Source organism: Flavobacterium circumlabens, assembly GCF_004345565.1.
GTDB classification, from domain to species: Bacteria; Bacteroidota; Bacteroidia; order Flavobacteriales; family Flavobacteriaceae; genus Flavobacterium; species Flavobacterium circumlabens.
Genome location: NZ_SLWA01000001.1, coordinates 633,763 through 647,506 on the forward strand (window position 1 = coordinate 633,763; position 13,744 = coordinate 647,506).

At 36.6% G+C, this 13,744-nt stretch carries 11 protein-coding genes; 8 read left to right on the top strand and 3 right to left on the bottom strand.

All coding sequences use genetic code 11. The annotated features are described in order from the left end of the window. Positions 1-164: 164 nt before the first annotated feature. Entirely contained in the window at positions 165-3,011 is a 2,847-nt protein-coding gene (locus EV142_RS02710; protein ID WP_132032448.1) for a pectate lyase family protein, read from the top strand. A 73-nt stretch (positions 3,012-3,084) separates the two neighbouring features. On the opposite strand, the gene amaB is transcribed toward EV142_RS02710, so the two are convergent. After that, complete coding sequence (gene amaB / locus EV142_RS02715; protein WP_132032450.1) at positions 3,085-4,638, bottom strand: L-piperidine-6-carboxylate dehydrogenase; 1,554 nt, start codon at positions 4,636-4,638, stop codon at positions 3,085-3,087. Positions 4,639-4,820: 182 nt separating this feature from the next. Here amaB and EV142_RS02720 point away from each other — a divergent pair, with 182 nt between their 5' ends. Next, positions 4,821-5,780, top strand: a complete 960-nt coding sequence (locus tag EV142_RS02720) for an MBL fold metallo-hydrolase (protein WP_132032452.1) — start codon at positions 4,821-4,823, stop codon at positions 5,778-5,780. A gap of 199 nt (positions 5,781-5,979) precedes the next feature. Here EV142_RS02720 and EV142_RS02725 read toward each other — a convergent pair whose 3' ends face one another. Together EV142_RS02725 and EV142_RS02730 are read right to left on the bottom strand one after the other, a co-directional pair. Continuing rightward, positions 5,980-6,519, bottom strand: a complete 540-nt coding sequence (locus tag EV142_RS02725) for a 3-hydroxyanthranilate 3,4-dioxygenase (protein ID WP_132032454.1) — start codon at positions 6,517-6,519, stop codon at positions 5,980-5,982. A gap of 151 nt (positions 6,520-6,670) precedes the next feature. Further along, positions 6,671-7,756, bottom strand: coding sequence for an endonuclease/exonuclease/phosphatase family protein (locus EV142_RS02730; RefSeq protein ID WP_132032456.1), 1,086 nt, complete (start codon positions 7,754-7,756; stop codon positions 6,671-6,673). 139 nt (positions 7,757-7,895) lie between these two features. On the opposite strand from EV142_RS02730, the gene EV142_RS02735 reads away from it, so the two are divergent. From EV142_RS02735 to EV142_RS02760, 6 genes are all read left to right on the top strand, one after another. Next, positions 7,896-8,969, top strand: coding sequence for a serine hydrolase domain-containing protein (locus tag EV142_RS02735; protein ID WP_132032458.1), 1,074 nt, complete (start codon positions 7,896-7,898; stop codon positions 8,967-8,969). Between the two features lie 154 nt (positions 8,970-9,123). Then, positions 9,124-10,023 carry a S66 peptidase family protein gene (locus EV142_RS02740; protein ID WP_132032460.1) on the top strand — a complete coding sequence of 300 codons (900 nt, stop codon included), beginning with the start codon at positions 9,124-9,126 and terminating at the stop codon, positions 10,021-10,023. A 203-nt stretch (positions 10,024-10,226) separates the two neighbouring features. Next, positions 10,227-10,586, top strand: coding sequence for a YraN family protein (locus EV142_RS02745; protein WP_132032462.1), 360 nt, complete (start codon positions 10,227-10,229; stop codon positions 10,584-10,586). A 120-nt stretch (positions 10,587-10,706) separates the two neighbouring features. Then, positions 10,707-11,363 (top strand): aspartate kinase, encoded by a 657-nt coding sequence (locus EV142_RS02750; protein ID WP_132032464.1) that lies wholly within the window; start codon positions 10,707-10,709, stop codon positions 11,361-11,363. A 377-nt stretch (positions 11,364-11,740) separates the two neighbouring features. Next, positions 11,741-12,304, top strand: a complete 564-nt coding sequence (locus EV142_RS02755; protein WP_132032466.1) for an RNA polymerase sigma factor — start codon at positions 11,741-11,743, stop codon at positions 12,302-12,304. A gap of 231 nt (positions 12,305-12,535) precedes the next feature. After that, positions 12,536-13,717 (top strand): FecR family protein, encoded by a 1,182-nt coding sequence (locus EV142_RS02760; RefSeq protein ID WP_132032468.1) that lies wholly within the window; start codon positions 12,536-12,538, stop codon positions 13,715-13,717. Positions 13,718-13,744: the final 27 nt, after the last annotated feature.

Genomic DNA, 13,744 nt, shown 5'->3' on the forward strand with positions numbered 1-13,744 from the left:
AAATATGTTTTTTTTATTATAAATGTCTTTTTATCCTAAATTTATTTTGAATATCGAAATTTTATATACTTTTGTGTAATCGATTACAATTTAAATTTGTAGTTGATACTAAAAACCACAAAAAACCACTTTTGATTATTTACTAACTTTAAAAACTAACCACTATGAAAAAAAACTTACTTTTTCTGGCTGCTTTCCTCTTAGCAATTCAGACATGGGCACAACAAGTTCAAATTACTGAATCTTCCGGATGGCTCGAATCAGCTTTTGTAAAATGGCAACCCGTTAGCAATGCTCAAAGCTACAATGTATACTATACGGGTCAGGGAATCACCGATCAAAAAATAGACAATCAGCTGATTAGAAGTTATGGCAGTTATTTCCGTGCTGACATACCTGGTCTTAAAGCAGGATCGTACACCGTGAAAGTAAAACCGGTAATTTCCGGAACCGAAGGAAGCGGCAGCACAACAGGCAATCTAACTGTTGTAGCTCAGGATCGTAACGGATTTGCATTTGATAGCGGAAGGGTTCCCGGAGGTTACAAAATTGACGGAACACCAAAAGACAATGCCGTAATTGTATACATCACGCAGAATACCAAAAATACGGTTTCCCTTGATGTTACAGGAGCCAGCGCAAATCCTTGTGTCGGATTGCAAAATATATTGTACGCGATAAAAAAAGGTCAGGACACACGCCCCTTTATCTTCCGTCTCATCGGAAACATTACTGATTTGACCGTGATGGAAGGAGGTGACATTGTAATAGAAAACGCCAATAACGCTTCCAGTTATGTCACTTTTGAAGGTATTGGAACTGATGCAGTTGCCAATGGCTGGGGAGTTCGTCTCAAAGCAGCTTCAAACATTGAAGTCAGCAATCTCGGTTTTATGAATTGTAACAGTACTGCCGGAGATAATGTTGGAATGCAGCAAAATAATGATCACGTTTGGGTACACAATTGCGATTTATTCTACGGAGATGCCGGTAGCGATGCCGATCAGATAAAAGGTGATGGTGCTTTAGATAATAAAACATCAACTTACATTACATTATCATACAATCACTTTTGGGATAATGGAAAAGCAAGTTTATTAGGATTAAGCGAAGGAACAACGGCTGGTTTATACATTACTTATCATCACAACTGGTTTGACCACTCTGATTCACGTCATCCGCGTGTTCGTTATTATTCTGCTCACATCTACAACAATTATTTTGATGGTGTTGCCAAATATGGTTCAGGTTCTACTTTAGGTTCTTCACTGTTTGTAGAAGGCAATTATTTCAGAAACAGCAAACATCCCATGCTGACTTCACTACAGGGCACTGATATCTGGGACGAAGCCAATCAGGTAAATAATGCCGGAACGATGGGAACATTTTCTGGTGAAGCCGGAGGTTCTATCAAAGCTTTCAATAATACTTTTGATGCTGATATTGCTACTAACAATATGCGTTTTGTGGCTTACGGAGATACTAATCCACTTTATAATATTTCCGGTAAAATCAGTTCAACCACAGACTTTGATGCTTATGCAGCTACTACAAGAGGTGAAGTGGTAAGCAGTACCGTTAAATCAAAATCGGGTGCCAATACCTATAATAATTTTGATACTAATGCAGCATTATATGTAAAGAATTTAACAGTAGAACAACCTGCTGCTGCCAAAACCAAAACGGTTCAATATTCCGGGCGTGTTTCCGGTGGTGATTTAAAATGGACTTTTAATAATGCAACAGATGACACATCGTCTCTGGTAATTTCAGCCCTAAAATCAGCACTTACTAATTATTCAAGTACATTAGTTTCCGTACAGGGAGAATCGAATCCGCCAGCCGGCTCACAGACGCTGACTTCAACTTCTAATAATAACCAATCCGTAACAAGCGGTTCAGCTATAGGGGCAATCGTATTTACCTGGGGAGGAACTGCTACAGATGCAACCGTAACAGGATTACCTGCATCGGGAATCAGTTTTGTCAAAAATACGACGGCCAAAACCCTTACGATTACGGGAACACCAACCGCAACAATATCGTATTCAATTGCTACAACCGGGACTTCGGGTTCACCAGCAACAGGTTCCGGGACAATAACGGTTACGGCAGCCGGTAATCAAACACTGACTTCAACAAGCAATAACAACCAGACTGTAGCAAGCGGTACCGCAATTGGCTCCATTGTTTTCACCTGGGGCGGTAATGCAACAGATGCTACTGTAACAGGTCTGCCGGCATCCGGTCTTAGCTTTGTAAAAAACATAACAGCCAAAACCATTACAATTACGGGAACGCCAACGGCAACCGTATCGTATTCAATTGCCACAACCGGAACTGCAGGCACACCGGCAACAGGTTCCGGAACCATAACCGTTACCACTGGCGGAGGTTCATCCGGAAATCAAATACATAATTTTACTACATCGGGAAAAACAAGTTCTTTCTATTCCATTACAGGAAACATGAACTCTACGGCCGGATCCGTAACTTATGCCGGATTAACACTAACAGCTCGTTTAAAAATTGAATCCAGTACTTCTATCACGTACACTACAACGGCCGCTTCTACTTTAACTTTGGTCTTTGATGCTAATTTTACCGGAACAATAAAAGTAAATAATGTATCGTATACTGCTGCTGCCGGAATAGTAACAACATCAATTCCTGCCGGAACAAATACGATTACCAAAGGATCGGTAGCCAATTTATTTTACATCAGTACAGCCTATAGCGGTGGAACTTTACGTGTATCACAAAATGACGCCAAACAAACTGAAACTGCAAAAACTGTAGTATATCCGAATCCTGTTTCGGAAACTTTATATGTTTCAAATTCAGGGCAATCTGTAGAAAAAGTTGAAATTTATAATATGTCAGCTTCCTTAGTTAAAACTTCAGGGAAAAACACTGAAGCACTCGATGTAAGCAATTTAAGTCCCGGAACCTATTTTGCTAAAATACACACATCAGAGGGCACTTTTACCCAAACTATTATCAAGAAATAACACCTCAGAAACAGTAAAAAGAAAAAGGCTTCCAAAATTTTTGGAAGCCTTTTTTAGTATTGAAATCAGAATACTACAAATCAAATTTAATTCCTTGCGCCAATGGCAGACTGGTAGTGTAATTGATCGTATTGGTCTGGCGTCTCATGTATATTTTCCAGGCATCCGAACCTGATTCGCGACCGCCTCCAGTTTCTTTTTCTCCTCCAAAAGCGCCTCCGATTTCAGCTCCCGAAGTTCCAATGTTTACATTGGCAATTCCACAGTCAGATCCTGTAACCGATAGAAATCTTTCTGCTTCGCGTAAATTATTGGTCATTATTGCCGATGATAATCCTTGTGCTACTCCGTTTTGAAGATCAATTGCATTTTCTACTTCTCCGGAATATTTTACTAAATATAAAACCGGGGCAAACGTTTCGTGCTGCACAATTTGAAATGAATTCTGAGCTTCTGCAATTGCCGGTTTTACATAACAGCCACTTTCGTAACCTTCTCCAGAAAGCACTCCGCCTTCTACAAGAATATTTCCGCCTTCAGCTACTACTTTATTCAGAGCCTGTGCATACATCGCTACAGCATGGGTATCAATTAGCGGTCCGACATGATTATTTTCGTCAAGCGGATTTCCGATTCTTAATTGTTTGTAAGCGGCTACCAGAGCATCTCTTACTTTATCATAAATACTTTCGTGAATGATCAGCCTTCTTGTTGAAGTACAACGTTGTCCTGCAGTTCCTACAGCTCCAAAAACGGCACCGATAACTGTCATTTTGATATCAGCATCCGGAGTAACGATAATAGCATTATTTCCTCCTAATTCTAATAATGATTTTCCTAAACGACCTGCAACAGTTTGCGCCACGATTTTTCCCATTCGGGTTGAACCTGTAGCCGAAATCAATGGAATACGGGTATCAGCCGTCATTAATTCTCCTATTTTGTAATCGCCATTGATCAGACATGAAATTCCTTCCGGCAAACTATTTTCTTTGATCACCTGCGCGATAATATTTTGACAGGCAATTCCACAGAGCGGTGTTTTCTCTGAAGGTTTCCAAACACAGACATCTCCTGAAATCCAGGCCAAAGCGGTATTCCACGCCCAGACTGCAACCGGAAAGTTAAATGCGGAAATAATTCCAACAACTCCCAAAGAGTGGTATTGCTCATACATACGGTGTCCGGGTCTTTCGGAATGCATGGTCAATCCGTGAAGCTGACGTGATAAACCCACTGCAAAGTCGCAGATATCAATCATTTCCTGTACTTCCCCATACCCTTCCTGAAGTGATTTTCCCATTTCGTACGAAACCAATTTACCAAGCGCCTCTTTGTTCTGACGTAATTTCTCTCCAAACTGACGCACAATTTCACCACGCTGCGGAGCCGGAATTAATCTAAAAGTTTTGAAAGCAGCTGTTGTCGACTGCATTACTTTTTCATAATCTTCAGCCGTTGATGTTTTTACGGAAGCAATTAATTTTCCATCCACAGGTGAATAACTTTCCAGGATTTCTCCCGAAGAAAAGTTCTCTAAACCTGTAGATGTTCCTTCATTTATCGTTTTGATGCCCAATTTTTCCAGAGCCTCATTCATTCCAAATTGTGATGCTATTGTTGTCATTGTAACTTTTTTAGTTAAAATTGTTATATTTTTTTTGTAAAGATATTGTTTCGAGTTGAATTTTGATTTAATTATGTTGTTAAAAACAAAGTAAATTTAGGGTTATTAAACAGGAATTGTAAAAGTATGTGGTAATTTATTGCCATTATTTAATGAAATTTGTATCACAAAATTATTTAGACATGACATTTTTCAATAAACTTCTGATCTGTTTTCTTTTATTATCTGGTTCCGCTTTTTCTCAAAAACTACAACAACCTTCTTTTCAGGTTGTTCCTTTGGGCGTAAAAGGCGGTATTGATGAAAAAAACCTTTCCGCTTATTTGTTAGCGCCAACAAAAACCAATGACTACATCTGTCTCGATGCCGGAACTATAAATGCCGGAATCGAAAAAGCGATCGAAAAGAAAACATTCAAAATCTCCACCAGCGAAGTCCTGCGAAAATACATCAAAGGGTATTTGATTTCCCATGCGCATTTGGACCACGTGTCCGGTTTGATTATTAATTCACCTGCCGATTCTTCAAAGACCGTTTATGCTACCAAGAAGTGTATGGAAATGATGGAGAACCATTACTTCAACGATCAGACCTGGGCTAATTTTGGTGATCAGGGACCTGGATTTCCTTTGAAAAAATATCATTTTCAAACTTTAAACAGTAATGAAGAAACTCCTCTTTCAAATACGACAATGACCGTAAAAGCTTTTCCGTTAAGTCATGTTAATCCTTTTGAAAGCACGGCTTTTCTAATCAGAAATGGTGATAGTTACGCTTTATATCTGGGAGATACCGGACCGGACGAAGTAGAAAAAAGCACTAATTTAAAGGAATTATGGACAGCGATTGCACCGCTAATTAAAAACAAGCAACTGAAAGGAATTTTTATTGAAGTTTCTTTTCCGAACGAACAGCCTGATAAATTCTTATTTGGACATTTAACACCGAATTATTTAATGAAAGAGCTTCATTCTTTGGAAGAACTGGCCGGAAAAGATACTTTGAAAGGTTTTAAAATTATCGTAACCCATTTAAAACCGCCGACCAAAAACATTATTAAAATTAAAGAACAGTTGAAAAATCAAAATGATTTGGGATTGAAGATTATTTATCCGGAGCAGGGAAAACGTTTTGATTTATAGTTTTTTAGCCACAGATTTTAAAATTCTCAGATTTTTATTTTGAAAACGAGTGCCATAGCCCCGATAGAAGTGGAAATCCTTTTTCTGGCTTCTTTAGCCAGGAAAAGATTGAAACGAATAGCGGGAAACAGCTCCTTAAAAATAAATTATTAATTCAGAATTCAGGAAATACCTCTTCGATTTGATTAGAAAGAATGTCTTATTTCTTCGCCGTAAATCTGGGGTCAGATTCCATAACGGTTCCACACTTGTTGCAAGTTCTCAATTCTTCCGAATTATAAAAATGTTCAAAATGTGGGAGAAAATCTTTCTCGATATTGTGTAATTCAAAATGCACTTCATACAATTTATGATTGCAGTGATCACAATGCCAAAGTAAACCATCCGTATATCCTTTTCCGGCACGTTTACGTTCGATCACCAATCCTATAGAGCCTTCGGAACGAACCGGAGAATGTGGGATTTTTGCCGGATGAAGGTACATGTCACCTGGATTTAAAGTCATTTCTTTACGTTCTCCATCTTCCTGAATTACTACTTTAATAGTTCCTTCTAACTGATAAAAAAGCTCTTCGGTTTCGTTATAATGATAATCTTTTCTGGCGTTTGGACCTGCCACAATCATGACGATATAATCACCTGAATCTACGTAAAGATTTTTGTTTCCGACTGGTGGTTTAAGTAATTGACGATTTTCTTCAATCCATTTGGTGAGGTTGAAAGGTTTTGCTATTGCCATTTTGTGTCCTTAATTTATATAAAGGCTAAGTTAGGTAAAAGTTTTCAGTCGCAGTCGCAGTTTACAGCTTAAAAACCGAGACTTAGACCCGTTTTTAGTCACAGTCGCAGTTTACACGGAAAAACTGAAAACTGAGACTGAGAACTGAGACTCATTTCATTTCTTTAATAAGATATAAATACACCGGAAAGTGATCACTGAAACCCACTTCCGTTAAAGTATGCCGTAACGGATATCCTTTATATTTTCCTGAGGTTTGAATGAGATAGGATCTGTTGAAAATTCCCGCTTTCCAAAATTTGAAAGAATCGAAATCCCGCTTTATCAAAGATTCGGAGAGTATAATCTGATCGAAAATATCCCAGGAATCCCTAAAGGCGAGCGTTCCCATTCCTTTGGTAAACATTTCTTCAAAGGGGTTAAAAATACCAAATTCCGGCACTTCCGCTTTTTTTGCTTTTGCTCCCAAAGCAACTTTAAAACTTTTGTTATAAGGGCCATCATTAAAATCTCCCATTGAAATCACTTTTGCATTGGGATTTATTTGTTGCAGGGAATCGATAATTTTTCGGTTTAAGGCTCCGGCTGCTTCCCGATATATCGATGACGTTTTTTCTCCTCCGGAACGCGATGGCCAGTGATTGACAATTATACTTATTTCTTCTTCTTCTAAAAATCCAGTAATTAAAAGCTGGTCTCTGGTAAAAACCCGATTGCCCTGAGATATCGTCAATTTTTCTTCTTCCGGTTCTTCTTCTTTTGCCATCTTCTGATTTTTATAAATATTTAGAGGAATATTCGAAAAGGAAGTCGGCCTGAAAAATTTCTTCTGATACAATAAGGCAACATCGATTCCGCGTTTGTCCGGCGAATCAAAATGGATGATTCCATAATCGTACTGCTGCAATGTTGGCTGTCTGATCAAATCTTCGAGAACGCTCCGGTTTTCAATTTCAGAACCTCCTATCAAAACAGGCGCATTGGTGTTTTCAGGTGTTCCAATTTCAGCCAAAACTCTGGCAATATTTTTTAATTTCTGCTGGTATTTCTCATTCGTCCAGTTTTGTATTCCGGTCGGAGTCCATTCATCGTCATTTGTTGCGGGGTCGTTGATCGTGTCAAAAAGATTTTCAAAATTATAAAAAGCAACCGTATGTATCGTATACTTTTTCGGCTGGGCAAATGCACATGATAGTACCAAAAAGAAAAACAAAGATGACCGGATAATAATACGCATAACATTTAACCAATTTAAAAGGGCGCAATTTAATCAATTAATTATTTGTAAGAAATTTATACGTATTTATTTTTGTTTTTAATTTTTGTTTCTCTGAAAATGTCTTGTAACTTGCTTACAAAATCTGACGCTTCATAAAATGAAAAGAATCTTTGCTTTCGCCTTATCTCTTAGCTTTTTCACTACTTTTTACGGGCAAAAAAACAGTTCATTTGCAGACAGTATCAGAATCAAACACAAAATTCCGGAATTGGCGTATGCTGTTGTCTCTTCAGATTCTGTGTTGGAAATTCAGGCTTTAGGATATCAGCGTTTCAATACTTCTTATAAAGCAAAAATTGATGATCGCTTTCGTTTAGGATCGCTGACAAAGACGGTTACAAGCTATATAGCAACCCTTCTGGTCAAAGAAGGAAAAATAAAATGGGACACTAAATTTTTCGATTTATACCCGGAATTAAAATCAAAAAGCAATCCGGCCGCTTATGATTTTACACTGCAGGATTTTTTAACTTTCAGAGCGAATCTTGACACCTGGTCTTATGGAAATAAAACCCCGACTCAAAAAGAAATTAAAGGAAACAATCAACAACAACGTTATCAATTTATAGAATGGTTTTTTCAGCAAAAACCGATTGTAGAGAAACAGGAAATCTATTGGTCCAATCCGAGTTATGTTGCAGCAGGATTAATGCTTGAAAAGGCAACCGGGAAAACCTATGAAACTTTGGTACAGGAATTGGGAAAGTTGTTAAACATTGCTTTTGATTTCGGTCAGCCCAATCTCAAAGACAAAAACCAGCCCTGGGGTCATGATGAAAATTTAAAACCTAAAAAACCGGCTTTGAATTACAAACTAAACTGGCTTTCATCAGCAGGAAATGTCAATGTTAGCTTACCTGATTATTGTAAGTTTGCACAACTGCAGCTTAACGGACTGCTGGGTAAATCTAAACGACTAACCGCTGAAGAGTTCAATAACATGCATTTTGGTTTTTCTGAATTTTCATTTGGATGGGAGTCCGAAACAAAAGAAAAAAGCACGTTAAAATATTCCTTTCATAACGGAAATCCGGGAACATTTTTAACCAAAGTGTATCTTTGTCCGGCTATTAATAAAGCTTTTATTATTTTTGCCAATGTACAATCTGAAGAGGCCGATAAAGGATTAATGCTTCTTTTGGGTCAATTACAAAAACAATATGGCGGTTAATTTTAGCCAAAATCTTAAAAATAATTTATAATTTTAAGCAAAAGATACTATGAAAATGAGCTGTTTTCCACATATAAAGAAGCGTTTTACTATTTGTAAAATCGTATTTCTTACTTTTGCTTTGCAATCATTCACCTGTCAATCCCAACAAAATATGATAACACCGCCTTATTTACAAAAAGGAGATACTGTAGCTATTTTGGCAACAGCCAGAAAAAATATAGATGACAATCTTAAACCTACCATCGATTTACTGCACAGCTGGGGTTTAGAGGCTGTAATTGGAAGTACTATTGGTCTTGACGTTAACCAATTGGCCGGGACAGACGAACAACGTGCTGCTGATTTTCAAAAACAATTGGACAATCCAAACATTAAAGCCATCTGGTGTGTTCGCGGCGGATATGGAACTGTCAGAATGGTTGACCTTTTGGATTTTACTAAATTCAGACAACATCCAAAATGGATTATTGGATTTAGTGACGTTACCGTTTTGCACAACCATCTGAATACGATGGGGTATAAATCGATACATGGTGTGATGCCGGTAACGATTCCGCGTGCCACTCCGGCAGCTGTTAGTTCTATGAAATCAGGTTTATTTGGTGAACCTCTTTCCTATACGGTTGGGCCGGATAAAATGAATCGCTACGGAAAAGCAACCGGTGAATTGGTAGGCGGAAATTTATCCATACTCTACAGTTTGTTAGGATCCCAATCTGCCATAGATTGCAAGGATAAAATTTTATTTATTGAAGATTTAGACGAATATCTTTATCATATCGATCGTATGATGATGAATCTGAGACGCAACGGATGTATCGAAAACCTGAAAGGAATTGTTGTCGGAGCCATGACCAAAATGAAAGACAACGAATTTCCGTGGGGTAAAAATGCTGTCGAAATCGTTGATGATGTCACCAAAAAATACAACATTCCGGTAATTTTCAATTTCCCGGCCGGTCACATTCAGGACAACAGAGCTTTAATTATGGGAAGTACTGTTACCATAGAAGTTAATGAGTCCGGAAGTACTGTTGTTTTTATCAAATAAGACTTCTCCAATAATTTCCTTGAATTAAGGAAGACTTTTAAATACCACAATATAAATCCCGTAAAGACGCAAAGTCGCAAAGTAATTCATTTTGAACTTTGCGACTTTGCGTCTTTGCGTGCAACTATAATATACCCATAAAAAAATCAATCCCAAACTGAGATTGAAAACTGAGACTCAAACCAGACTAAAAAAATAAAAAAATGGCAGAACACAATGAACTCGGAAAAAAAGGAGAAGAACTTGCCGTAGCCTTCCTTCAGGAAAACGGTTATGAAATTCTGGAGCGCAACTGGACCTTTCAGAAGGCTGAAATTGACATCATTGCCCAAAAAGAAAATATTCTGGCCATAATTGAGGTCAAAACCAGATCCAGTATCGATTTTGGTTTACCGCAGGATTTTGTCAAGCCTAAAAAAATTCAACTACTTGTAAAAGCAGTAAATGCCTACATAAACTATAGGGAAATAGATTTTGAAGTAAGATTTGACATCATTGCGATACAAAAAAGCAACGAATCATTTGCTATTGAACATCTTACGGACGCTTTTTATCATTTTTAACATAATTTTTTATTGTTATAATTGTAACAAATTGTTTTTTTATTTATATTTGCACAGTTTTATAACATCGTGCTGTTAACTAAACCAACCAATTAAGTTACAAAAAAAAAAAAAAAAGCTATGAAAACCGTTTCTTCCATTGTAGAAAATTACATTAAAACAAAGCCCTTTTTACTGAATGCGTTATCCCTTGGAATTATCAATCTGACTTCTTTGTCCCGGAACATTATGAACGAACTGGAAAGTGAATTTGGTAAAGAAGTAAAACAAGGCGCTGTTGTAATGTCTCTTAAACGGCTTACAGAAGAATTAGATTTTAAACTGAATCATAAAATCAACAAAGTCATTAAGAACATTGGGGAGATTACGGTTCGTTCAGAATTGACGGATTACACTTTTGCAGCTTCAGAAACTGTTTTAAATAAACAGGCAGATCTGATCTCTGATATTAATGTTTTATCTGATATTTTTTACACCTCATCCCGCGGTGTAAATGAAACTAATATTGTAGTAAGCAGTAGTGTTAATCATTTGGTTGAGAAACACTTTATGCGCGAAAAACTAATTCAGAAATTAGATAATCTTGCTTCCATCACTGTAAAATTGCCTAAGGAAAACATTGTTGTTCCGGGTATTTATTACTTTATTTTTCAGCGTCTGGCCTGGGAGGGAATCATTATCAATGAGGTCATTTCGACTTCAAATGAATTCACCATTCTGGTTGGCGAAGATCAGGTTGATGTTGCCTTTAAAGTTATTAAAGATCTGAAAAACTAAAAGCTAAAACAACACAAAATTTACCAAAACATAGAATCCTTTTCTCTTTTAAAGTTTAAAAGAGAAAAGGATTTTTTAAGTTTATAAACTTTAGATCGCCTTTATTTAGTACACACAAATAAGAATATTCTCAAAAGTATCTTTTACGATTAAATTGCAAAACTCAAAAGCGTTAAAATGACACTTGCTTATAAAGAGTGACTTACCAAGGTTCATTCTTCATTTAATAAAAAAACTAACAAAAATTAAGAAATAAATTTTTTTAGTTATAATTTGCTGAGAATAATATTTTTATATATTTGCTAACCAAGCAAACAATCACACCCACCCATTTAGAGTCATAATATAATTAGAATTAAACAAGACTAATTAAATTAATGTTAGAAGCGAACAACCATAGCGAAAAATTATTGGTCAGTGAACTTAAAAACGGCAACGAAAAAGCATTTCGTACCCTTTTTGATTTATACTATCAGGATATCTATGGATACAGCATTAGTATTTTAAAATCGAAGGAAGCTGCTGAAGAAAATGTTCAGGATGTTTTTATGAAAGTCTGGATGAACCGGGAAAATTTAAATCCGGAACTGTCTTTTAAAGCTTATATTTTTACCATTGCCCGAAATCAGGCCTTTAATTTCTTGAATAAAGCAGCAAACGATGTATTGCTCAAAGAAGAGATTTTTTATGAAAGCCAGAAATCACACGAATATGGAGATTATGCTATACGGGAAGCGGATTGCAAAAAACTCCGCAAGCAGGCCATGAATCAATTGCCACCCAAGCGAAAGCAAATTTTTAAAATGTCACGAAAGAAAGGTATGAGTTACGAAGAAATCAGTCAGGAACTCGGCATCTCTATAAATACAGTCAGGAACCAGATGAGCAAAGCGTTAGAATCGATGCGGGTCTTTTTTCAGGTTCATGACGAAATTGTCTAAACCAAAAAACCACAGTTAACCAATTAAATCACTCTTTCGGGTGATTTTTTTTTGCTTTTTTTTGAAATATTTTTTATTCCTGAAAAGTCAATAAAATCAAGTCATCACAGGCTTTTCTATGAGATTTTATTCCGTACAAAATGTTAAATTTTAAAAATTTACAACGTTTGAGTAGTACTCCCCTTCTATTCAACTGTATTATATCAGAACCGGACCTAAAACCAATTCGAAATGAATTCAAATTCTGAAATAAAAAGTCTTTTACAAAAATTTGTTTTAAACCAATGTACACCCGAAGAAACAAATGAGGTAATTGCCTATTATAAAAAAAATAAACTGACGGATGATTTTCCTTCGGTAGCGGATATTCAAAATCTGCTTACCGAAATGCCGAAAATGAATCCAAAAACAGCTGATGACATTTTCCTGAACATTCTTCAGGCCTCAAAAGAAAATGAAACTACGATCAGCATCTCTTCCGGGAAATCAAATTTCAGAAAGTACATTTCGATAGCTGCTTCGATATTGGTTGTTTTCGGAATTGGTTTTGCTGTTTACAAACAAAACATTTTTGAAAAAACACCGGAACATAAATTTGATTTTAAAAGTACCGATATTGTTTTGCAACTAGAAGATGGAAATGTTCAGATTATTTCTGAAGATCATTCTGTACAAGTAAGAGATTCAAAAGGAAATATTGTTGGGAATCAAAGTGGAGATAAATTGGTTTATAAAAATGGTTCTGATTCGGAAAAACTATCGTATAACACCATTAAAATTCCTTACGGCAAAAAGTTTCAATTGCAATTGTCTGACGGAACTCTTGTTCACCTAAACTCAGGAACTACTTTAAAATATCCGGTGAAATTTATCGCCGGAGAGAACAGACAGGTTTTTCTTGAAGGAGAGGCATTTTTTGATGTCGCGAAAGATAAAAAACATCCCTTTATTGTAAATGCAGACAAGCTGAACGTTCGCGTTCTGGGAACGCACTTCAATGTTTCCAATTATCCGGAAGACGAATCGACAGATGTTGTTCTTGTTGAAGGCTCTGTTGGAATGTACCGTACCAATGAAGCGTTTAATGCCGACATCAATACCATCCTTAAGCCGGGTTACAAAGGTAGTTTTGACAGAGGAAATGACAAAATTTTTACCAAACCGGTATTGACAGACATTTACACTTCATGGATAAATGGAGGCCTGACCTTTAGAAATATGACTTTCAAAAATATCATCACAAAATTAGAAAGACGCTATAATATAACGATCATCAACAAAAATGAAAAGCTGGCCAACGAAAAATTCAATGCCAGTTTTAAAGAGGAATCCATAGAAAAAGTAATGAGTTATTTTAATGACATTCATGGCATTAATTACACCATAAAAAACAATGAAATACTAATTAAATAACCACCAAGCCAATGACAAAAAAGAAAG